The organism is Pseudomonas sp. SW-3 (assembly GCF_016615645.1).
In the GTDB taxonomy this organism is placed as follows: domain Bacteria; phylum Pseudomonadota; class Gammaproteobacteria; order Pseudomonadales; family Pseudomonadaceae; genus Aquipseudomonas; species Aquipseudomonas mandelii.
Map to the genome: position 1 here is coordinate 1,165,435 of NZ_CP067098.1, position 21,441 is coordinate 1,186,875.

18 protein-coding genes are annotated in these 21,441 nt (G+C 60.8%); 4 read left to right on the top strand and 14 right to left on the bottom strand.

The genetic code is table 11. From position 1 onward, the window contains the following. Positions 1–49 precede the first annotated feature (49 nt). The gene (locus tag JIO00_RS05115; protein WP_102595397.1) at positions 50–427 is read right to left on the bottom strand and encodes a DUF6124 family protein; all 378 of its coding nucleotides are present in this window, start codon (positions 425–427) and stop codon (positions 50–52) included. Between the two features lie 324 nt (positions 428–751). Continuing rightward, positions 752–1,720 (bottom strand): LysR family transcriptional regulator, encoded by a 969-nt coding sequence (locus JIO00_RS05120; protein ID WP_077748258.1) that lies wholly within the window; start codon positions 1,718–1,720, stop codon positions 752–754. 270 nt (positions 1,721–1,990) lie between these two features. Here JIO00_RS05120 and JIO00_RS05125 point away from each other — a divergent pair, with 270 nt between their 5' ends. The 4 genes from JIO00_RS05125 to JIO00_RS05140 all read left to right on the top strand — a co-directional run bounded on the left by JIO00_RS05125 (position 1,991) and on the right by JIO00_RS05140 (position 6,934). Continuing rightward, entirely contained in the window at positions 1,991–3,502 is a 1,512-nt protein-coding gene (locus tag JIO00_RS05125) for an efflux transporter outer membrane subunit (protein ID WP_200667764.1), read from the top strand. Positions 3,503–3,677: 175 nt separating this feature from the next. After that, positions 3,678–5,870, top strand: coding sequence for an FUSC family protein (locus JIO00_RS05130; RefSeq protein ID WP_010463144.1), 2,193 nt, complete (start codon positions 3,678–3,680; stop codon positions 5,868–5,870). Then, the gene (locus tag JIO00_RS05135) at positions 5,860–6,060 is read left to right on the top strand and encodes a DUF1656 domain-containing protein (protein ID WP_150798875.1); all 201 of its coding nucleotides are present in this window, start codon (positions 5,860–5,862) and stop codon (positions 6,058–6,060) included. The genes JIO00_RS05130 and JIO00_RS05135 overlap by 11 nt, the downstream gene beginning before the upstream one ends. Before the next feature lie 25 nt (positions 6,061–6,085). Next, complete coding sequence (locus tag JIO00_RS05140) at positions 6,086–6,934, top strand: efflux RND transporter periplasmic adaptor subunit (RefSeq protein WP_010463139.1); 849 nt, start codon at positions 6,086–6,088, stop codon at positions 6,932–6,934. Positions 6,935–6,962: 28 nt separating this feature from the next. On the opposite strand, the gene JIO00_RS05145 is transcribed toward JIO00_RS05140, so the two are convergent. From JIO00_RS05145 to algK, 12 genes are all read right to left on the bottom strand, one after another. Further along, on the bottom strand, positions 6,963–7,361 hold the full coding sequence (locus tag JIO00_RS05145; protein WP_010463136.1) for a hypothetical protein: 399 nt from the start codon (positions 7,359–7,361) through the stop codon (positions 6,963–6,965). Between the two features lie 122 nt (positions 7,362–7,483). Continuing rightward, positions 7,484–8,308 (bottom strand): SDR family oxidoreductase, encoded by an 825-nt coding sequence (locus JIO00_RS05150; RefSeq protein WP_200667765.1) that lies wholly within the window; start codon positions 8,306–8,308, stop codon positions 7,484–7,486. Positions 8,309–8,341: 33 nt separating this feature from the next. Continuing rightward, positions 8,342–8,806, bottom strand: coding sequence for a hypothetical protein (locus tag JIO00_RS05155; protein ID WP_010463133.1), 465 nt, complete (start codon positions 8,804–8,806; stop codon positions 8,342–8,344). Between the two features lie 201 nt (positions 8,807–9,007). Continuing rightward, positions 9,008–10,459 (bottom strand): mannose-1-phosphate guanylyltransferase/mannose-6-phosphate isomerase, encoded by a 1,452-nt coding sequence (locus JIO00_RS05160; protein ID WP_200667766.1) that lies wholly within the window; start codon positions 10,457–10,459, stop codon positions 9,008–9,010. 214 nt (positions 10,460–10,673) lie between these two features. After that, positions 10,674–11,327: an alginate O-acetyltransferase AlgF gene (locus tag JIO00_RS05165; protein WP_042932354.1), complete on the bottom strand. Its 654-nt coding sequence runs from the start codon at positions 11,325–11,327 to the stop codon at positions 10,674–10,676. Positions 11,328–11,344: 17 nt separating this feature from the next. Then, positions 11,345–12,520, bottom strand: a complete 1,176-nt coding sequence (locus JIO00_RS05170; protein ID WP_010463127.1) for an alginate O-acetyltransferase — start codon at positions 12,518–12,520, stop codon at positions 11,345–11,347. A gap of 11 nt (positions 12,521–12,531) precedes the next feature. Further along, the gene (locus JIO00_RS05175) at positions 12,532–14,097 is read right to left on the bottom strand and encodes an MBOAT family O-acyltransferase (RefSeq protein WP_077748261.1); all 1,566 of its coding nucleotides are present in this window, start codon (positions 14,095–14,097) and stop codon (positions 12,532–12,534) included. Between the two features lie 213 nt (positions 14,098–14,310). Beyond that, positions 14,311–15,444: a mannuronate-specific alginate lyase gene (locus JIO00_RS05180; protein ID WP_010463124.1), complete on the bottom strand. Its 1,134-nt coding sequence runs from the start codon at positions 15,442–15,444 to the stop codon at positions 14,311–14,313. Positions 15,445–15,455: 11 nt separating this feature from the next. Next, positions 15,456–16,916, bottom strand: coding sequence for an alginate O-acetyltransferase (locus tag JIO00_RS05185; protein WP_083374962.1), 1,461 nt, complete (start codon positions 16,914–16,916; stop codon positions 15,456–15,458). Between the two features lie 10 nt (positions 16,917–16,926). Next, positions 16,927–18,516, bottom strand: coding sequence for a mannuronan 5-epimerase AlgG (gene algG, locus JIO00_RS05190; protein ID WP_102595392.1), 1,590 nt, complete (start codon positions 18,514–18,516; stop codon positions 16,927–16,929). 26 nt (positions 18,517–18,542) lie between these two features. Then, a complete protein-coding gene (locus JIO00_RS05195; RefSeq protein WP_010463117.1) occupies positions 18,543–20,030 on the bottom strand; it encodes an alginate export family protein in 1,488 nt (495 codons plus the stop codon). Then, a complete protein-coding gene (gene algK / locus JIO00_RS05200) occupies positions 20,027–21,433 on the bottom strand; it encodes an alginate biosynthesis TPR repeat lipoprotein AlgK (RefSeq protein WP_010463115.1) in 1,407 nt (468 codons plus the stop codon). Before algK ends, JIO00_RS05195 begins: the two co-directional genes overlap by 4 nt. Positions 21,434–21,441 lie beyond the last annotated feature (8 nt).

The following is a 21,441-nucleotide window of genomic DNA, read 5'->3' on the forward strand; positions in this document are numbered from 1 at the left end:
CTTTCGCGAGCAGGCTCGCTCCCACAGGGAAACAGTTCACACCGGAGGATCAGCTATGTGGCGCAGGGTTGGGTACGGCGACGTTATCGAGCATCCGGTTTGCGGCCAGTTCAGCCAGCATGACGATCTGTTGAATGGCCATTGCCTTGTGCCGGTGCGGGCCTTCCAGATAGTCCGCGAAGTCGCTCGCCATCACGCTGGCCTGGGCCAATGACTCGCAGGTGTGGGCCAGCAGGTCTTCGTCTTTGATGTCCGGTGCGATCACAAACATGGTGCTGGGTTTGCGGATGGCTGGGGATTTGAGGGCGGCGGGGTTGAGGTAGTGATCCAACGCGCGTTCGGCGGCGTCGTTGAGTTTTTTGGAATCGAGGGATTCGTAAGGGGAAACGTCGTCGGTTTTCGGAGGGTTCGGTGTTTCTTTGATCATAAAAAGTTACTCGAAATGGGATTAATCGAGCTGCCATTTTCGTTTCCAAGCGAAGGGGTGGCAGCCATGCGCGGTTTGGAAAACCGATATCCCATCAAAACCGGCAGACCCGAAGGTCTCCCGCGCACAGCCGCCATAACAAGGAATTGCGGGCAGAAAAAAGCGCCGCAGTATGCCATGTGCTGTGATGGGAATCAGGTTTCCAAGCCTGGCCGCTGATTTTGCAGCGACCCACAAAGCCTACCCATTTCCCGTCTGACCCAACAACCGACAGAACCCGTCGGAAACATTCCCCAAAATCACTGCGTCTGTAGGACCGTGAAATCAGTTCGCCACCCGAGCCCCACCCAGACTCCCACTCAATTCATACGCCACCAATTCCGCCTGATGCGCCGCCAATATCTCCGGCAACGACCCGCGCAAGTACTCGACCCAGGTCTTGATCTTCGCGTCCAGGTACTGGCGCGACGGGTAGATCGCATACAGGTTCAGTTCCTGCGAGCGGTAGTTCGGCATTACTCGCACCAGCGTGCCGTTGCGCAGGCCTTCAATCGCCGCGTACACCGGCAACACGCCGACGCCCATGCCGCTGATGATTGCGGTTTTCATCGCGTCAGCCGAGTTCACCAGGAACGGCGAGCTGTTGATGGTGACCATTTCCTGGCCTTCCGGGCCGTCAAAAGTCCATTTCTCCAGCGGGATCACCGGGCTCACCAGGCGCAGGCACGCGTGGTTAAGCAAGTCGCTGGGCTTGTGCGCGCAGCCGTTGGCTTTCACATACGCCGGCGAGGCGCAGACGATGCTGTAGGTGATGCCCAGGCGCTGGGAGACGAACCCTGAGTCCGGCAGTTCGCTGGCGAGCACGATGGACACGTCGTACCCCTCGTCGAGCAGGTCCGGCACGCGGTTGGCCATGGTCAGGTCGAAGGTCACGTCGGGGTGGGTCTTGCGGTAGCGGGCGATGGCGTCGATCACGAAGTGCTGACCGATGCCGGTCATGGTGTGCACTTTGAGCTGCCCGGCCGGGCGCGCGTGGGCGTCGCTGGCCTCGGCTTCAGCCTCTTCGACGTAGGCCAGGATCTGCTCGCAGCGCAATAGATAGCGTTTGCCGGCCTCGGTCAGGGCGATGCGACGGGTGGTGCGGTTGAGCAGGCGGGTTTGCAGGTGGGCTTCCAGGTTGGAGACCGCGCGCGAGACGTTGGCCGTGGTGGTGTCCAGTTGCACGGCGGCGGCGGTGAAGCTGCCGGCCTCGGCCACGTAACTGAAGGCGCGCATGTTTTGCAAAGTGTCCATGGGGTGCTCTCGGGTGCGATGGCAAATTGTGACACAAGGTTTCAGAGTCTGAGACCCCGACCAAGGGATTATCGCGTTAACGGTAACAAAGATTCACAGGATTCCCAGCTTATCGCCGTACAGGCCGCCCCCTAGAATTGCGCCGGTCATTGTAGGAGCGAGGCTCGCCCGCGAAGGCGGCGTGACAGTCACCAACGATGTCGCCGCCTTCGCGGGTAAGCCTCGCTCCTACAGGACCTCGTACGCCCCTTCTCTCAGGAAATCGCAGCAGTGCCGCGTCGCATCAACAGAGCGCTTCAGACGCTCAGTGTTCTGGCTTTATCCCTGACCCTCGGCGGCTGCATCGGAACCGGAGGAATTGCCCCGCAGGGCAAGGCACTGGCGGCCAATTCACTGGCCACCGACGACGCCATCCAGAGCGCCGCGCAGGACGTTCACTGGCCCACCGCACAATGGTGGCAGGCCTATGGCGACCCGCAATTGAACCGCTGGATCGACCTCGCCGTACAAGGCAGCCCGACCATGGCCATGGCCGCCGCGCGGGTGCGGCAGGCCAGGTCCATGGCCGGCATCGCCGAGTCTGCCGAGTCGTTGCAGATTAATGGCGAATCCACCCTCAAGCGTCACAACTGGCCGACCGATCAGTTTTACGGGCCGGGCGAGTTGGCCAACACGACCACCTGGGACAACAACGCTGCACTGGGTTTCAGCTACGCCCTCGACCTTTGGGGCCGCGAAAGCAACGCCACCGAGCGCGCCGTGGACATGGCGCACATGACGGCCGCCGAAGCGCGTCTGGCGCAACTCGAATTGCAGAACAATATCGTGCGCGCCTACATCGAACTGTCGCTGCATTACGCGCAACGGGACATTGTCGAGGCGACCCTGAAACAGCAGCAGCAAATTCTCGATCTGGCGCAAAAACGCTTGAACGGCGGCATCGGCACCCATTTCGATGTCAGTCAGGCTGAAACGCCGCTGCCGGAAACCCATCGCCAGATCGACGCGCTGGACGAGGAAATCGCCCTGAGCCGTAACCAACTGGCCGCTCTGGCGGGGAAAGGTCCAGGCGAGGGCGCGCAGTTGCAACGGCCCACGCTGTCGTTGGCCGCGCCGCTGAAACTGCCGTCGTCATTGCCCGCGCAATTGCTCGGTCAACGTCCGGACGTGGTCGCCAGCCGCTGGCAAGTGGCGGCCCAGGCGCGGGGCATCGATGTCGCCCACGCCGGTTTCTACCCCAACGTCGATCTGGTCGGCAGCCTCGGCTACATGGCCACTGGCGGTGGGGCGATGGAGTTTTTGACCGGCAAGAAACTCAACTACAGCGTCGGCCCGGCGATCTCGTTGCCGATCTTCGACGGCGGGCGCTTGCGTTCGGAGCTGGGCGAAGCCTCGGCCGGGTATGACATCGCCGTGGCCAAGTACAACCAGACGCTGGTCAACGCGCTGAAAAACATCTCCGACCAGTTGATCCGCCGCGAGTCCATGGACAAGCAGCAAACCTTCGCCGCCGAGTCGGTGGCCGCTGCGCAGAAGACTTATGACATCGCGATGGTCGCCTGGCAGCGCGGGCTCACCGACTACCTCAACGTGCTCAATGCCCAAACCTTGTTGTTCAAGCAGCAGCAGGTCCAGCAGCAGGTTCAGGCCGCACGCCTGAGTGCCCACGCCGAATTGGTGACAGCGCTGGGTGGCGGGCTGGGTGCAGGAAATGATGTGCCGAAGGACAGCCAGACCCAGGCACCGAAAACCCCGGCCCTTTTAAAGAGCCTCTCGAATTGAACACGATGTTCCAGGTACATCCGCATTTGTGGCGAGGGAGCTCGCTCCCGCTTGAGTGCGCAGCACTCACAACATGTGAGGTGGCTGCCCGAATATTGGGGCCGCTACGCAGCCCGGCGCGAGCAAGCTCGCTCGCCACAGAATCTCTTTTGCCTCACGTGCTTCCAGGATACTCATGACTCCCTCGCCCGCACCTCTGCGCTGGCTGTATTCCCTTGAATGGCGCCGGGGTTTCTTCGACTGGGCACGCAGCGACGGCGTGACCTGGGTCTACATTTTCAAAGTGCTGTTCGCCGCGTTCCTCACCCTGTGGCTGGCGATGCGTCTGGAGTTGCCGCAACCGCGCACGGCGATGATCACCGTGTTCATCGTCATGCAACCGCAAAGCGGCCAGGTGTTCGCCAAGAGTTTTTACCGCTTTCTCGGCACGCTGGCCGGGTCAGCGGTGATGGTCGCGTTGATTGCCTTGTTCGCCCAGAACACCGAACTGTTCCTCGGCTCGCTGGCGATCTGGGTCGGCCTCTGCTCGGCCGGCGCGGCGCGTTATCGCAATTTTCGCGCCTACGGTTTCGTGCTCGCCGGGTACACCGCCGCGATGGTCGGTTTGCCCGCGTTGGCCCACCCGGACGGCGCGTTCATGGCCGCGGTCTGGCGGGTGTTGGAGATCTCGCTGGGGATTCTTTGCGCCACCGTGGTCAGCGCCGCGATCCTTCCGCAAACCGCCAGCGCGGCGATGCGCAACGCCTTGTATCAGCGCTTTGGTGTGTTCGCCTTGTTCGTTACCGATGGCTTGCGCGGTCGCAGCAAACCCGAGGCTTTCGAAGCCAGTAACGTGCGCTTTATTGCCGAGGCCGTCGGGCTGGAAGGGCTGCGTAGCGTCACCGTGTTCGAAGACCCGCACATGCGTCGACGCAACGGACGACTGAGTCGCTTGAACAGCGAATTCATGGGCATCACTACGCGCTTCAACGCCTTGCACCAATTGCTCGAACGCTTGCGCAGCAGCGGCGCTGACCACGTGGTGGCGGCGATCAAACCGGGGTTGCAGGACCTGGCGGAATTGCTCGATGGCTTCAGCGGTCGCGCCTTGACCAGCCCCGATGCCGCACGCCTGGCCAGCGCCTTGGCGACTTACAAGGAAAACTTGCCGGCGCGGGTTCGCAGCCTGCGGGCGACCTTTCAGGAAAGTGGTCCGAGCGACGCCGAGCAGCTCGATTTTCATACCGCCTACGAACTGCTCTATCGCTTCGTCGACGAGTTGCACAGTTATGCACAGACCCACGCTTCACTGGCCGATCACAGCCATGCGCGCGAGCAATGGGACGAACCGTTCACCCCGCAAACCAACTGGATGGCCTCGGCGGCGTCGGGGATACGGGCGGCGTTCATTCTGGTGGTGCTGGGCAGTTATTGGGTGGCGACGGCGTGGCCGAGCGGGGCGACCATGACGCTGATCGCTGCGGCTACCGTCGGTCTGTCTGCGGCGACACCGAACCCGAAACGCATGGCGTTCCAGATGGCCTGCGGCACATTCCTCGGGGCACTGATCGGCTTCGTCGAGATGTTTTTCATCTTCCCGTGGATCGACGGTTTTCCCTTGCTGTGCGTGATGCTCGCGCCGGTGATCGTGCTCGGTTCGTTCCTCACGTCGCGGCCGCAATATGCCGGTGTCGGCCTCGGGTTGCTGATCTTCTTCAGCACCGGTTCGGTGCCGGACAACCTCACCGTCTACAACCCTTACGCGTTCATCAACGACTACATCGCCATGGTGCTCGGCATGCTGGTGTGCGCGGCGGCCGGGGCGATCATTCTGCCGCCGAACAGCCGCTGGTTGTGGCGCCGGCTCGAGCAAGATTTGCGTGGGCAAGTGGTGTATGCGATCAGCGGCAAGCTCAAGGGCCTGGCTTCGAGTTTCGAAAGCCGCACCCGGGACTTGCTGCATCAGGCTTACGGCCTCGCGGTGGGTCAGCCGCAGGTGCAACGGGATTTGCTGCGCTGGATGTTCGTGGTGCTGGAAGTCGGCCACGCGATCATCGAGTTGCGCAAGGAACAGGCGATTCTGCCGGTGCATCCGGCCTACGCCGAATCCCAGCCGTGGCGCCAGGCAATCCGCGTGATGGGCCGCTCGCTGGTGCGGCTATTTCTGCAACCGAGCCCGAGCAATCTGGAGCGCGGCCTGATCGCGGTCGACCATGCCATCAGCCGCGTGCAAGCCACCGACGAACCGTTCGCGCCGCACTTCGATACCTCCGCGTTGCGGCGGGTGAAGAGCTATTTGCACTTCATCCGCACCTCGCTGCTGGACCCGCAATCACCGCTCGCCGCCTACGCCGGGACCCGGCCCCAAGGACTTGAACATGCCTCGTGAAATCGCCTTCCACGGTGTGTATATGCCCACCATGACGCTGATGTTTTTCATCGCCGCGGCGCTGGCCTGGGCGCTGGACCGGTTCCTGTCCGGGTTCGATCTGTACCGTTTCTTCTGGCACCCGGCGCTGCTGCGCCTGAGCCTGTTTACCTGTCTGTTCGGCGCTCTGGCGCTGACGATCTACCGTTGACTCTCTATTTCTGAAGAAGGCCCTGATGAAAAAGCTTTTCAGCCTGCTCGCCACGTTGCTGGTACTGGCCCTCGCGATATGGATCGGCCGGACCCTTTGGGTGCATTACATGGACACGCCGTGGACCCGCGACGGCCGGGTGCGCGCCGACATCATCAACGTTGCCGCCGACGTCACCGGGGAAGTGGTGGACGTGCCGGTGCGCGACAACCAGCAAGTGAAGAAGGGCGATCTGCTGATGCGCATCGACCCCGAGCACTACCGCATCGCGGTCAAACAGGCGCAGGCCCTGGTGGCCTCGCGCAAGTCGACGTGGGAGATGCGCAAGGTCAACGCCCATCGCCGCGCCGACATGGACGCCTTGGTGATATCGAAGGAAAACCGCGACGACGCCAGCAACATCGCCGACTCGGCCCTGGCCGATTACCAGCATGCCCAGGCACAACTGGAAGCGGCTGAACTGAACCTCAAACGCACCGAGGTCCGTGCTGCGGTGGACGGCTATGTCACCAACCTCAACGTGCATCGCGGTGACTACGCGCGCATCGGCGAAGCGAAAATGGCTGTGGTCGATATGAACTCATTCTGGGTGTATGGCTTCTTCGAAGAAACCAAACTGCCGCATGTGCGGGTGGGCGATAAGGCCGACATGCAGTTGATGAGCGGCGAGGTGTTGAAGGGGCATGTGGAAAGCATCTCCCGTGGCATCTACGACCGGGACAACCCGGAGAGCCGCGAGCTGATTGCGGATGTGAACCCGACGTTCAACTGGGTGCGCCTGGCGCAGCGAGTGCCGGTGCGGATTCACATTGATGAAGTGCCGGAAGGTGTTCTTTTGGCGGCGGGGATTACGTGCACGGTCGTGGTTAACTGACTCGGTCCGTCAGGCATAAGACAAAGGCTCAGCCCTTGCAAAACGTCTCATGCAAATGTCGCCAAACCACCTTGCCACCGGCCTGTTTCTCAAACACTACTGTCGAGCGGCGATCCGAGTGCAGGCCCGTCGCATCGGTCTGCTGCTCGCGATAACCCACCACCGCGCCACCGTCGTACAGTGCAATACCCCGCAACTCGCTGAGCTCGATCCTGAAGCCAAGCTTCTTCCCGCCGGCCAGCAAGAACAACTCGCTCAACGCTTCGAAATCCAGCACCCGGCCGAGGGGCGAGATCATGGAAAACTGTGGTGAAAACCGGCTCAGCAGTTGTTCAAGTGCCGAGTCGTCTCGTTCTTCGGCCAGCCATTGTTCGATGGCGACGTGGGCCTGGATGACTTCGTCGAAGTAGTCGGTGTAGTCGGTCATGGTTGTTTCCTGAGTTTTTGCAGCGTCTGGTCTGACGTCTTCGCGGGCAAGCCTGGGCAAATATTGCGAACGACGCGAGCCTGTAGGCGCGAGGCTTGCCCGCGAAAAACGATAACGCAGTCCTACAGTTGCCCCCTAAGCCCGAACCGCTTCATCAACCCCGCCTCCAGCAACCCTTTAGGCAGCAACCCCGCCAACAACGGCAACGCCCGGCTGCCGTTGCCCAGACGAATCAGGCGCGGAGGTTTGCGCTGCTGCACAGCCTTGAGCAAACCACCGGCAAACTCCTTGGCCGGGGTCGGTTTATCCTGAGAGGCCTTGGCCCGCGCACGAATACCTTCGCGCAAGGGAAACCACGGCGATTGCTCGGTGATTAACTGCTCCGCCTCATGCCCGGCATTCTTGGCGAAGCTGGATTCGATGGCGCCCGGCTGTACTTCCATCACATGGATACCGAACGGCGCCAGCTCCATGCGCAATGCATCGCTCAAGGCATGGACAGCGGCTTTCGAGGCGCAATACGCGCCGGCAAACGGTGTGACCAACACCCCGGAAACGCTGCCGATGTTTACCACGATCCCTTTGGCCCGACGCAACACCGGGAACAGCGCGCGGGTCACGCCAACAATCGCGAACACATTGGTTTCGAATTGGCGCTGCATCGCCGGCACACCGCCGTCGAGCAGCGGCCCCATGGCGCCATAGCCGGCGTTGTTGATCAGCACATCGAGGCCGCCATGTTGCTGGTTGATCCGCTCGCTCAACTGTTCCAGCGCCGCGCCGTCGTTGACGTCCAGCTGTATGGCCGTGAATCCGGCGGCGGCCAACGCGGCCACATCTTCAGCCTTGCGGGCGCTGGCCCAGACTTCGTATCCGGCCCCTTTGAACACATCGGCGAGGGCGCGGCCGATGCCGCTGGAACAACCGGTAATCAATGCAACGGGCATGGCGCGGTCCTTGTGCAAAAAGAAGTAGGGGGATCAGTCGGAGAAACTACCCTGCAAACGCTCGGCGCGAAACTCCAGGGTTTGCGGGCGATAGCCAGGGCGCAGCGGCGGCAGGGGCAAGCAGTCTTCCCAGGTGGCGCCGGCTTGCAATTCGCCGGGGCCGCGATAGCGCGGGGCGGTGTATTGATTGTCGGCCAGATTGACCGTATCGCCCGGCGCATACGCGGCGACACGCCAGCGCAACTCGGTCAGCGGCACGTCGTTGCCGTTGTTCATGGTCAGTTTCAACGGCCGGTCTGCCGGGCAGTGTTCCGGCGCGTAGGTGATGCGCAACTCCAGGCGCGCCAGTTGCTTGACCTCGCGGTTGTCCATCCAGATCACCCACGTGGCCACCAGACCCAGGCCGATGGCGGCCGCCACCGAGACGGGCAAGGCCTTGGCCGGGTAGCGCAGCAACAGGATCAGCCAGGTAATAACCAGCAAGACGCCGATGAACATGTTTGAACGCTCCTTGAACTCATGGCCACCATCCTACCGAAGGGCTGAGGGAATGGACATTGCGCGTTCCAATGGGATGCGGAGCATCCTGGGCTGAACTCCCACGCAGAGCGTGGTAACGAACAAAAAAGCCCCCGACCAACCCGCTGCGGATAGGGAAAACGCAGCGGACTGGACGGGGGCTTTTGTTTTACTGAACGCTTACTGCGCGATGGTTTTCACCGACACGCCGCGTTCGATCGGGGTGGAGCGACCGTAGATATCTTCGAACCGCTCGATATCGTCTTCACCCAGGTAGCTGCCCGATTGCACTTCGATGATCTCGAGTGGAATCTTGCCCGGGTTGCGCAGGCGGTGAACCGAGGCGATCGGGATGTAGGTCGACTGGTTCTCGCAGAGCAGGAACACGTTTTCGTCGCAGGTCACTTCCGCCGTGCCGCTGACCACGATCCAGTGTTCGGCGCGGTGATGGTGCATTTGCAGGGACAGGCACGCGCCCGGCTTGACCGAGATGTGCTTGACCTGGAAACGGCCGCCCATGTCCACCGAGTCGTAGGAGCCCCACGGACGATAGACTTCGCAGTGGTTCTGGGTCTCGCTGCCGCCCTGCTCGTTGAGGGTGTTGACCATCTGTTTCACGCCTTGGACCTTGTCCTTGTGGGCGATCATCATGGCGTCCTTGGTTTCGACGACCACGATGTTTTCCAGGCCGATCACCGACACCAGTTTGCCGTTGCCGTGGATCATGCAGTTCTTGCTGTCCTGAATGACCACGTCGCCTTTGGTGACGTTACCGTTGGCGTCTTTTTCGTTCACTTCCCACAGCGACGACCAGCAACCGACATCGCTCCAGCCGGCGGTCAGCGGTACGACGCAGGCGCGCTGGGTTTTTTCCATGACCGAGTAATCGATGGAATTGTCCGGGCAGCAGGCGAAAGTCGCCTCGTCGATGGTGACGGTGTCGGCATCCTGTTCGCTGCGTTCAAGCGTCAGCAGGCAGGTGTCGTAGATGTCTGGATCGTGTTTTTTCAGCTCTTCCAGGAAGCGGCTGGCACGGAACAGGAACATGCCGCTGTTCCAGAAGTAACCGCCGGACTGGACGAACTCGGTGGCGCGCTTGACGTCCGGTTTTTCGACGAAGTGCGAGACGCGGCTGACGCCTTCGGGTAGCAGGGAGTCAGCGGTCGATTTGATATAGCCGTAGCCGGTTTCCGGTTTGGTGGCCGGAACGCCGAACAGCACCATTTCGCCGTTTTCGGCAGCGACGGTGGCCAGGGCCAGCGCACGTTGCAAGGCTTTCTGGTCGTCCAGCACGTGGTCGGCCGGCAGCACCAGCATCAACTCGTCGCGACCTTCATTGACCAGCATCATCGCGGTCAGGGCCACGGCCGGCGCCGTGTTGCGGCCGAACGGTTCCATCAGGATGCGCTGGGTTTCCAGTTTACGGTTGCTCAGCTGCTCGTTGACGATGAAGCGGTGGTCTTTGTTGCAAACCACGATCGGGGTGTCCATGCCTTCAAACACCAGGCGTTCCAGGGTTTGCTGGAACAGCGTGTGTTCGCCGGTCAGGGCGAGGAACTGTTTAGGGAATTGCTTACGCGAAAGCGGCCAAAGACGTGAGCCGCTACCACCTGACAAGATCACCGGAATCATGTTGTTACTCCTTGAAAATCGTATGGGTCAGAGCTACTGCGTTCTGTCGTTTCACTCTTGTTCTTATTCCGTGTCCCGACTGGCACTGCGGTTCAATGTGGGAGCGAGCCTGCTCGCGAAGGCGGCGTATCAGTCGACATCAATGTTGAAAGTCAGACCGCTATCGCGAGCAGGCTCGATCCCACAAGGGAACAGCGTCAGTCAGGCAAAATGTTTAGCGCGTCGAAACCGGGCGTTTTACCCAGACTGGCGACAGGCTGCTGCCTTTACCGGTGACGTACAGCACGGCGGCTTCACCGCGTTCCAGGGCAACCGGTTTCACGTCGCCGACTTTGGTCGCGCCGTCGTACAGGGCCAGGCTGACTTTGACCGGGTTGATTTCACGTTCGCCACGGCCCTTGGCCGCTACGGATGGAACCACTTCGGTCTTGCCGTCAGCGGTTTTCAGGGTCAGGGCCTTGTCGCTGAGGTTCTGCACGCGAACCAGGGATTTCTGCTTGTTCTTGAACGGCGGCTCTTCGATCAGTTGCGGCGCGCCGCTGGCGTTGTTGACCAGGGTGTAATAGTGATCACCGGCCAGTTTCACCGGCAGGGTCTGGCTGCCGACCTTGGCGCTGTAGTCGCCGCCCGGCATGAAGCTGAAGTCGGTGCTGGACAGCGGCGCGACTTCGGCCAGGTTGGTGCTGCCGACGGTGGCGCTGACTTCAGCGTTACCGGCGTTGTAGACACGGACGAAGCTCGAACCTTTCGGTGCAGTCGGGCCGTAGAGTGCAGCGTCGCCAGCAAAGGCGGACATCGACAACACGCTCATGCCAGCAACAAGTGCGAAGGTCTTGGCGAGACGGCGAGGAGTAGTAGTGAAAGTCATGGTAGTACCTCTCTCTTTCAGTTTTGCGCCCGGTCGGGCGTCTCGGATTTAGTGTTTGCGGCTACGTTTTGTTGGCGGGCGCCGGCTTCTTTGAGCTCTGCGACCCACTGCGGGTCGGCGTCGCCTATTTCGTTGTTCACAGGCAGATAACGTTCAGGGAACTCCCAGATCAGCACCTGTGGCGGGCTGTTCTTGAAAGCATCACTTTTCAGGTAGCTGAGCATGGGCAGAATCGGGCCGTGGCCGTCTTCGGCGTAATTGACCACGTCGCTGTTCAGCGCTTGTTTCAGCGCCCCGACGAAGTTCCAGTTAGGGTTGGCGCTGTAGCTGGTGCCGATCAGGGCCACCGGCACTTCGGTGTTGGCGAACAGCGCGTCATCACCGGCAGGCTGGTCTTGCGCGACCACGGTGTTGCGCTTTTGCAACGGCTCGGTCTTCGGCATCAGGTTTTCGAACAGCGGGTCCAGCGGCAGGAACAACCGCAGGTCGCCCTTGTGCGTGACCTTCTCCGCAGGTTCGGTGACGAAGCGTTGCGGCTCGCCACTGAGCGGGGTTTTCTCGGCAATGGTTTTGGCCAGGGTCTCGGCGGCGATTTGCGCGCCTTCCGGGGTCCAGTGGGTGTCGGTGCGCAGGAACACTTGCTCGCCGTCCAGCTTGGCTTTGAGCATCGGGCCGAACAGGTCAGGCGCGATGATCTTGTTGGCTGCCACGCGAGCGTGGAAGTCTTCATAGAGGTTGGCGTGAATGCTCGAAGGTTTCACTGCGCCCAGGTGTTCCGGGTACAGGCGAGTCTTGGCCGGCACAATCGCCATCACCAGTTTCACGCCTTTGGCCTTGAGTTCCTGGCGTACGCCTTCTACGAGCGCGTAGTTGCCTTGCAGGTTCAACTCTTCGTTGACGATCGGGTTGAATTCTTCATCGCTGTACAGCCATTGATCGCGGCCGAGCACAACGCCCGGACGACCTTCGTTGAACAGTTTGAAATCCAGCGCGGCCCAAAGGTTGGTGCCCAGGCGCTTGATCGGGAACTCCTCGTCGTAGTGCGTTTCCACAGCCTTGGCCCAGCGGCCATTGAGCACCGTCGCATCGGCGTTGGTGCTGAAGCCGAAGAAGCTGCGCGTCGACCACAGGCCCAGCACCAGCAGGGTCACCATGAACAGGGCGATGTAGAAGATACGTAATGAGCGGGTCATGGTCAGATCCCTCAGAACTGGAAGTAAAGGAACGGCGAGAAGCTTTGCGCCGAGAGTTTGAAAATCGAGGCGATGAACAGCACCAGTACCAGCGTGCGCATCACGTAGCGGGACCAGTCCGCGGTCCAGTAGGCCGGTTGCACGGTGGCTTCAACGCCAACGGTGTAGCCAGGCTCGTGGATGCTGGTCGGGTTGTCGCCCGGTACGGCTTTGATCATTCCAGGCGTGGCAGCGGCCGGGCCATCGGCCTCGACGTTGACCACAGGCTTGGTCTTCTCAGGCGGCAGGTTGCTGTAGAAATCGCGGATGCCGAAGAACGCCAGGGTCATGTAAGCCACGACCAGGGTCGCCACTTGCAGGCCGGTGAGGCTGGCCGCGTTGAGTTCCGACAACGACCATTCGCCGAAGCTGAACATCGCGCCGTACATGCGACCGGCGACGTGCAGGTTTTCCGAACGGAAGATCACCCAGCCCATGACCACGAGCAGGAAAGTCAGGGCCCAGCGGATCGGGTTGATGCTGCGTGGCGAGGTGTTCAGGCCCAGGGCCTTTTCGATCGCCAGCCACATGCCGTGCCACGCACCCCAGATGATGTAGGTGATGTTCGCGCCGTGCCACAGACCACCGAGCAGCATGGTCAGGAACAGGTTGCGATAGGTCATCAGCGTGCCTTTACGGTTACCGCCGAGGGTGATGTACAGATAGTCACGCAACCAGGTCGACAGGCTGATGTGCCAGCGACGCCAGAACTCGGTGATCGACTGGCTGATGTACGGCTGCTTGAAGTTTTCCATGAAGCGGAAACCCATCATCAAGCCCAGGCCGATGGCCATGTCGCTGTAGCCGGAGAAGTCGAAATACAACTGCGCGGTGTAGGCGAGGGCGCCCAGCCAGGCGTCGCCCGTGGTCGGGTTCTGCAAGGCAAAGCAATGGTCGGCCACCACCGCGAGGGTGTCGGCGATAAAGACCTTCTTGATGAAACCCTGCATGAACCGCGTGGCACCTTCGGAGAACTTGTCGAGGGTGTGGGTGCGATTGTTGAACTGGTCGGCGAGGTCGCGAAAACGCAACACCGGGCCGGCGATCAAGTGCGGGAAGATCGCCACGAATGCGGCAAAGTCGATCAGATTGCGGGTCGCCGGGGTGTCTCCCCGATAGACGTCGATGATGTAGCTGATGGACTCGAAGATGTAGAACGAGATCCCGATCGGCAACAGCACGTGGGTCAGGATGAACGGCGACAGACCGACCGACGTCATCATCGCGTTGATGCTGTCGACGCCGAAGTTGGCGTACTTGAAGTAGCCGAGGATGCACAGGTCGACGGCCACGCCCAGCAGCAACCAGCGTTGTGCCGGTTTGGTCCGAACGCCTGCGGCACCGACTTTGAGGCCGATCCAGTAGTTCCACAACGTGACGGCTGCGAACAGCGCAAGGAAGTCCACACGCCACCAGGCATAGAACACGTAGCTGGCGAGCAGCAGCAGCAGGTTGCGATAGCGTATTCCGCTCAAGTAGTACATGCCGAGAAAGATCGGCAGGAACAAAAACAGGAACACGTTGGATGAAAATACCATCCCGGTCTCTCCATGTTTAACCAACAGTCAAGGGCCAACGGCCCCCCCAAACCCCCCATCAAAATCCAGAGGGCATTACTCAAATCTCAAACCTGACACTGACCCTCTGTAGGAGTGAGCCTGCTCGCGATGAGGGCGTGTCAGTCGACATGAATGTTGAATGTCAGGCCGCAATCGCGAGCAGGCTCACTCCTACAAGGTTTTGTGCTTTGGCTACGAACCTTTTTTGCCTTTCTCGTTGGCCGGGTCGTAGACCTTGGTCAGGTCACCCCCGAGGCGGAAGGTCTTGAACGGCTGCATCTCGTGTTTTTTCTCGAGCACATCCGGCGAGCAGGTGTAGAGCGTGCAGAACGGTTCGAGCCAGGCGAATTTCGAGTCGACCTTGAGGTCGGTCATGTCCTGTTCCTTGCCGTTCTTTTTCTCGAACTCGTCCGGGTCTTTAACCCCCGACAACACCCGGTCACCCAGGCGTTTCAGCGCGCCGTTGTTTTCCTGACGCAAGTCCACACCGTTGACCTGAGCGAAACTGGCGATCATCGCGAGCGGCGGCAGGGCGTAGTTGTGGTAGGCGAGGGCGCGTTGCTGGCGCTTGAGTTCGTTGGGCAGGAAGCCCTGGGCGTCAATCTGATTGGCGCCGACTTTGTATTCCTTCACTGCCCAGTCGAACAGGTCGCGACGGTTGGTGGCGATGGACGTTGCCATCACCGACCAGGCGGACCAGTACGAGTGGTTGTTGGTTTTTTCCAGCGGCAGGTTGTCCCAATCGCTGACCACCTGATCCGCCATTTTGCTGAACCAGGCTTCGATCAACTGCGACTCTTGCTGATGGTTGGCCAGCGGTTGCGAATCGGAGAACTTCAGGCGAATGTAAGCCGACGCCATGCTGCCCAATGCCCATTTGCGCATGGACTTGCCGGTGTGGTTGAAGTCCTTGGACATCAACGCATCGGACTTGGCCCAGGCGGTCAACCAATTCAGGGTGCATTCCAGTTGTTCCGGACGACCGTCACGCATGTACTGCATCACGCGCTTGCTGGTGCCGCGCTCCATCTTGGTGATGTCGGCGGTGGTGTCGCGGAAGGCTTTTTCCGAGGCCTCGTTCAGGGTCGAACGGGCCTTGTCGGAGCCTTCATACTTGCTGCGAAATTGCAGTGAGCCGGTGTACGGCGTCGGCATCGCATCACAGCCTTCGCTCTTGTCGCCGGTTTTGACTTTTTCAATCGGCGCGAAGTAACCCTGTGGCGGGCGCAGTGGCGCGGCGGCCTGGGTGGCGCCGGCGAACATCGCCAACGTCAGCAGGGAGGGCGCGAGTAACTTTTTCAAAGTTCGGGTTTGCATGCATGTCATAAGAGGTTGCCTCATTGCCCGGCTTGAGCGGTACGCTGCCCAGCGCCAGGGAATACATTGCGTTTGCAGATTTTCGCTTCGACTTTCTGTGGCGTGGCACCTGCTTCAGGGCCCTGGATTTCGACGGCCAGCACATTCTGCGTGGCCCAGTCTTCGTCCGTGCGCAACTCAAAGGCAAAGCGCCCGTCGGTGTCGGAAGTTTCCGGTTTTTCGATTTTGATGTCCTCGTGGCGACCGTTCATGTACCAGAGGGTGGCTTGCAAAGTTTTCACCGATGGATCGGCGAAGCGGATGTCGACCTGGTGACTGCCGTTTTGCAGGTTCAGGTTCTTGCTGTTGACCATTAATTCGTTCTTGCCCGGTTTCAACGTGGTGCTGCCGGTCATCTGTGCATCCTTTCCTTCGCAACCGTTGTCCAGCAGCGCCATCATCTGGCGGTAGATGGTTTCCTGGTCGAGGCGATAGAGCGGCGAGAATTCCCAGATCAGAATCTTCGGCGGCTTGGTCTGGAACTCTTCGCTGCCCAGGTACTGCAGCATCGAACCTTCTAGGCCACCGCCGGGGAACGCCACGTTGAGGATGTCGGCGCCGATGGCCTCTTCGAGGAAACCGGCGAAGTTGTAGTTCTTGCCACTGTGGCTGGTGCCGACCAGGGTGATCTCGGGATTGCCGGAGTCACTGAACAGGTCGCCGTCGGCCGCTTCGCCCTTGGGCTCGGTGGTGAACTGATCCATGTACTGGATCGCGTAGCTGGTGCCACAGAGTTGACCGGCCATGTTGTGTAATGTTCCGGTCTTGCCCATGCGACCCGACTTATGGCTCTCGAATTCGCGCTTGGGAATGTCAGCGAACTCAGGCAGTTGCTTGATTTTCTCGCCGACGATTTTCGCCGTGCGCTGGGCGCCATACGGCGTCCAGTGTTGGTCGCCGCGGAAGTAGAAGTCGTGGGCCGGCAGGGTGTCGGGCAGCGATTCGTTGGTCAGCGGCGACAGGTCCGGAACCACGTAGCCCATGGCGGCGAAACGACCGAGCATGGTCTTGTAGTTCTTCAGCGCCTTGTCGAAATCGTATTTGGCTTTTTCTTCCGGATTCAGTTTGTTGCGGTTCACCAGACCACGGGTGGGCTGGTAAACGATGACCAGTTCCACGCCTTTGCTCTTGAACGCATCGTGCAGCTCTTTCATGCGTTTGTAGCCGGCGGGGGTGGTGTCGAATTCGGTGCGCAAGTCTTCCTGGGTCCGGAACAGCCAGTCGCCCTGAGCCTGCACCAGCGTGGTGAAGTTCTGCTGATAACGCGTGGTGTAGTTCTTCGCGTCATGGGCTTCGGGGCACAGGTTGCAGCACGGTTCGGCGCTGAAGCTCGGCGGACTTACTTTACTGGCAGCTTCATCGGCACGGACGCCGGCGCTGGCCGCGAGAATGCCGGCGGTCAGGGCCGACAGGCTGAGTAATTTGATCAAGTGTGGGTGCATAAAATTATCCTCAGTCCTGCATTTCGGTCTGGCGTTCGACAGGGTCGATCAGCACGGCTTTCTGCTGGCGCACCAGCAGGTCGAGAATTTCATCCTGGCGCTCGCCAAGGATTCCGTTGAAGCTGATGCCGCTGGATTTGGTCGGGGCGAGCATGGATACGCGATACAACTCGACGCTCAGCGGCGAGTCGATGGACAGCGGTCCGCTGCCGTTGCCGGCCAGTTCGCCACCGACGATGATCAGCGACACCTGGGCGTCGAACGGGTCGAGCTTGATGTCCCGGTCGGTGTCGCTCAGGTCTTTGATGTGGCCGTAGACGCCGGTCAGGCCGTTGGCCATGGCGAGGTTTTCGTAGAGGCGGATGTTCACGCTGTTACGAATACGGATGCCGTGGCGGCGATTGCTGATCACCTTGTTGCCCCACAGCAGGTTGTCAGCACTCTCGTAGAGGGTGATGCCGTCGGTGTGGTTCTTGTAGATCTCGTTGTAGGCGATGACGTTGTTCACGCTGTTACGGTCAATCACCATGCCCGACAACTTGTTGTCGTAGCTGCGGTTGTTGAAGATGAAACTGTCGTTGACCTCACGGGAAATAATGATCCCGTGCTTCTTCTTGGTCCCGAATACGGTGTTGTCCGCGATGATCAGTCCGTGGGAACGGTCATGCGGGTCAATGCCGTAGACGATGTTGTCTTTGTAAGTGTTGCCCTTGACCACGAAGTCGCGGGTCTCGTAGCAGTAGAAGCCGTACCACATGTCCGAGAACTCGGAGCCGACGATCCAGCCGGTCGGTTCAGGACGCTTGAGCACCTTGGCCATGTTCGGCGTGTACTGGGAAATACTCACGCCGTAAGACTTACTGTTGGCGTAGCCGAAACTGGCGATCTTGCTGTTGGCGATGTAGGTCTGGGTGCCGCCCCAGGACAGCAGGAACGGACGGAATTCCTTCGGCGACTTGAAGGCCGCCGGGCCGTTTGCCTTCTCGCTCCAGCCAGTGATTTTGGTATCACGCACAAACAGCTGGCCGTCGTTGACCAGGAACGAACCGGACTCTTGGGACAGGCGCAGTTCCTGGGTCTGCTTGTCGATTTCCAGGATGCCTTTCTCACCTACCACGATCGGCAACTTCGCCAGGAACACACCCGGCGAGGTTTCGCTGAAGTACTGCTTGGGCAGTTTCTTGGCCAGATCCTTGAGGTTCATGTAGCCGTCGTCGACGAAGATCGCCTGTGGGATGCCGTGCTGACGCACCACCCACTCGGCCATCTTGTTATCGCCGCCGATGAAGTCCTTCAGGGCGTTCTCCTGCATCATCCGGCGCACGCTGATTTTGCCGGCCTTGGTGCGCACGACTTTCGCGGCGATGGCTTCGGCGGTGTAGCCGGAGGTGTCCGGCAGTTTCGGCGCAGCCAGTTCCAGCGGCTCGGTCGGCGCGCTGTTGACGGTGTAGGTCTTGGCCTGTTGCAGCCCCTTGGCAATGGTCGCCGGCTGCCCTTTCTGCGCGGGCGCTACCGGCTCCGCAGTGGCGAAGGCCGCCGAGCTGGCCAGCAGCATCGCGCCGGCCAGCAAGGTCAACGAGCCTCTCTTCGGACTGTTCATGTCAGGAACTCCCTTCGCGGTTCGCATCAGAAGCGCCAGATCACGTCGATAAACGCGCGGTGCATGTACGAGTCGACGCCTTTGCCATACGCATCGCCCGGCTTGAACACACCGCCACGCAAGCGCACGAGGGCCGAAGGCTCATCGATCGACTGACTCAGGGAGGCCGGCAGCAGGCCTTGCTTGAAGTACTTGGTGACGACCACGTCCATTTCCTGGCCGAGGTCTTTGTTGCCATCTTCCAGCGGCAGGGACGTGCTGGAGAGCACGGCGCCGGTCACGTCATCGGTGTCGTTCTGCACGGCGTTGATGCCGTTGCTGCCGACCGGCTTGTTGCCGTCGACACGCCAGAATTTGTGGTAGATCACGCTGGCGTCGTATTCGTCGTTGAGCATCCACGAACCGAACAGCGTAGCGGTCTGCATGTTGTTCATTTCGCCACGGAAGGCTTCGCCGAAACGGTGAACCCGCGAACGGGTACCGGTGTAGTTCGAGCGATTGCTTTCCAGGCCGTTCTGTTCGTAATCGGCGCTGGCGCGGGCATAGGCTGCACCGACTTGCCATTGCGGATCGAGGCGCAGACGCACGCCCAGGTCAGTGGCCCAGCCATCGACGTTGCCGCTGGTCTTGGCTTGTGCCGGCGGAGTGCCGTCGGCGTTCAGCGGATTGACCGTGTCGCGGTCGCCGCTCATGCCAGTGACGCTGCCCCAGTAATTGACGGTGTTGGTGTTGCGCCAGTTGTAGGCATCGCTGTCGGCGGTCAGGCCGATCCAGCTGATGTCGCCGTTCTCTTTCTTGTCCAGAGAATCGGCCGGAACACCAGGTTGCGGATAGTCAAGCTTGCCGTCATCGTGGGTGTGATGACCACGAATGCCGACCCAGTTGCCCGGCGTCCACTGATACGCCGCATCGGCGTAAGCGTGCAGGCGATCCTTGTCTTTCGGGGCCAGCTCGGTGAGGTCGGTGCGGTATTCGCTGAAGCGTTCGGCCACACCGGCGTTGGCACGCAACAGGGTGGTGTCGAAGGTCCAGTTCAGGGCTTCGATGTTGGTGTCGCGCCATTGGCCGTCGTCGTTGCGCAGGCGCTGGCGACCGAGCTTGAGGATCTCGCCAGGGTACGGCGTCAGGCCGCTGTAGCCGACCCAGAACTCGCGCATCGCCAGGTAGTTTTTCTTGCTCTTGCGATCACCGTTGTCGGTGGTCTGGGTGCCGTCGCTGTCGGACTGCTGCAGCGTGTCGGTCTCGATGATGTCGGTGGACGTCACGGCCTGACCCATGGCGTAGCCGCTCCACGCGCCGCTCTCGCCGTAGATCCATGGACGCAGGTCGAGGCCGACGCCGTTGACGTCGCCGCCGCTTGCGGTGCCCAGATCGGTGTCGTCTTGGGACTGGCCGGTGATTTTCACATCAAGGCCGTAGTTTTTGCTTTCAGTCAGGGCCGCCAGGGTCGGGCACGACCACAACAGGGCGAACGACAGGCCAATACCGGCCTTCACGAATGGATTCAGCTTCATAGGGATTCCTCGCCGTCTTCTTCTTGCAGGGCATGCAGTTCCAGCGTGTTCTGGCTCAAGGCACCACGAACGTCCTGTTCTTGTTTCAACAGGCGTTTGGCCTCGGCGAGCTGGGCAGGCGGCAGTTGGGCTTCGAGTGTTTGCGCAAGCTCGGTGGCTTGCGGGGTGTTCTGCGTCTTGGCCAATTGGCTGAAGACGTAAGCGTTAAGCGGGTCGGGCTTGGTGCCCTTGCCTTGGGAAAACAGTTGGGCAATGGCGAAGTCGGCGCTGTTCTGGCCGTTGCGCGCAGCCTTGAGCAGGTGGTCCAGCGCTTTCTGCGAATAGACCTGGCCCAGGTAACCGCGACGGTAGATCTGGCCGAGGTAGTAATCGGCGGCCACTTCTCGGTCGACGGCTTTCTTGAAGTGTTCTTCGGCAGCCTTCGCGTCGGCCGGCACCATTTTGCCTTCGTAATAGAGCTTGCCCAGCAACAGTTCGGCGCGCGGCTGGTCGGCGGCGCGGCCGTTGTCCAGATACTTCATCATCGTGTCGACGTCGCCCAGTTCCGGGAAGTCGTAGAGCAATTGTGCGAGGCTGACCCAGGAAGCGGGGTAGCCCGGAGCGATGCCTTCGAGCAGCGACTGAGCGGTTTTCTCGTCGGTCTTGCCCAGGCTCGCATCGCCCAATACGCGAGCCACACTGTCCACGCGTTGAGCGGTGACCGTGCCGCGAGCGTGAGCGGCTTGCATCTGCTTGATCAGCTCGGCCTGTTGCTCAGGCTTGGCCTGTTTCTGATAGACCGTGGCCAGTTCGACGTAGCAGATGTCGGTGGTGTTCAACGCCGCTTTGCAGATGGTTTCCACTTCGTCCAGGTGCTGGTCGTAAGTGCCCTGGGTGCGATAGAGCAGCACTTGAGCCAGGCCCGCTTCCGGTTTGCCCTCGGCGCGCCATTGGCTGATCTGCTGCTGGGCGTTGACGTTGGGGAAACTGTGCGGGTATTGCAGGTACAGCATCGCCAGCGGGATCAGGGTGTTGCCTTCGCCAGCGGCCGAGGCTTTTTTCAACAGGCCTTCGGCTTCGTGCTGTTCGGCTTCGGTGGAGCCGGGTTTGGCCACCAGCAGACGACCCAGGCGAGCCTGGGCCCGCGGCGAGACGCTGGCCGCGGCGCGATAAGTCGCCTCGGCCTGTTTGATCTGCGCCGGGTCACGGCTATCGACCTGGATATCGGCCAGGCCAACCTGTGCTTCGCTGTAGCCCAGGTCTGCCAGTTGCTGGTAATTCTGCGCCGCCAGCGCGGTGTCACCGCGCTTGAGGGCTTCGTTAGCCAGACGTTGGTCTGGAAGGCCGGCACAACCGGCCAGAGCAATTGCCATGGCCAGGGTCAGCGGGACCGGCAGGATTCTGAGTGGGCTAGTCACGGGCATGTCCTCTG

Excerpts from the sequence above, each read along its gene's own strand:
- JIO00_RS05115 (WP_102595397.1), bottom strand. The coding sequence starts at position 427 with ATGATCAAAGAAACACCGAACCCTCCGAAAACCGACGACGTTTCCCCT.
- JIO00_RS05120 (WP_077748258.1), bottom strand. The coding sequence starts at position 1,720 with ATGGACACTTTGCAAAACATGCGCGCCTTCAGTTACGTGGCCGAGGCC.
- JIO00_RS05130 (WP_010463144.1), top strand. The coding sequence starts at position 3,678 with ATGACTCCCTCGCCCGCACCTCTGCGCTGGCTGTATTCCCTTGAATGG.
- JIO00_RS05135 (WP_150798875.1), top strand. The coding sequence starts at position 5,860 with ATGCCTCGTGAAATCGCCTTCCACGGTGTGTATATGCCCACCATGACG.
- JIO00_RS05140 (WP_010463139.1), top strand. The coding sequence starts at position 6,086 with ATGAAAAAGCTTTTCAGCCTGCTCGCCACGTTGCTGGTACTGGCCCTC.
- JIO00_RS05145 (WP_010463136.1), bottom strand. The coding sequence starts at position 7,361 with ATGACCGACTACACCGACTACTTCGACGAAGTCATCCAGGCCCACGTC.
- JIO00_RS05150 (WP_200667765.1), bottom strand. The coding sequence starts at position 8,308 with ATGCCCGTTGCATTGATTACCGGTTGTTCCAGCGGCATCGGCCGCGCC.
- JIO00_RS05155 (WP_010463133.1), bottom strand. The coding sequence starts at position 8,806 with ATGTTCATCGGCGTCTTGCTGGTTATTACCTGGCTGATCCTGTTGCTG.
- JIO00_RS05160 (WP_200667766.1), bottom strand. The coding sequence starts at position 10,459 with ATGATTCCGGTGATCTTGTCAGGTGGTAGCGGCTCACGTCTTTGGCCG.
- JIO00_RS05165 (WP_042932354.1), bottom strand. The coding sequence starts at position 11,327 with ATGACTTTCACTACTACTCCTCGCCGTCTCGCCAAGACCTTCGCACTT.
- JIO00_RS05170 (WP_010463127.1), bottom strand. The coding sequence starts at position 12,520 with ATGACCCGCTCATTACGTATCTTCTACATCGCCCTGTTCATGGTGACC.
- JIO00_RS05175 (WP_077748261.1), bottom strand. The coding sequence starts at position 14,097 with ATGGTATTTTCATCCAACGTGTTCCTGTTTTTGTTCCTGCCGATCTTT.
- JIO00_RS05180 (WP_010463124.1), bottom strand. The coding sequence starts at position 15,444 with ATGACATGCATGCAAACCCGAACTTTGAAAAAGTTACTCGCGCCCTCC.
- JIO00_RS05185 (WP_083374962.1), bottom strand. The coding sequence starts at position 16,916 with ATGCACCCACACTTGATCAAATTACTCAGCCTGTCGGCCCTGACCGCC.
- algG (WP_102595392.1), bottom strand. The coding sequence starts at position 18,516 with ATGAACAGTCCGAAGAGAGGCTCGTTGACCTTGCTGGCCGGCGCGATG.
- JIO00_RS05195 (WP_010463117.1), bottom strand. The coding sequence starts at position 20,030 with ATGAAGCTGAATCCATTCGTGAAGGCCGGTATTGGCCTGTCGTTCGCC.
- algK (WP_010463115.1), bottom strand. The coding sequence starts at position 21,433 with ATGCCCGTGACTAGCCCACTCAGAATCCTGCCGGTCCCGCTGACCCTG.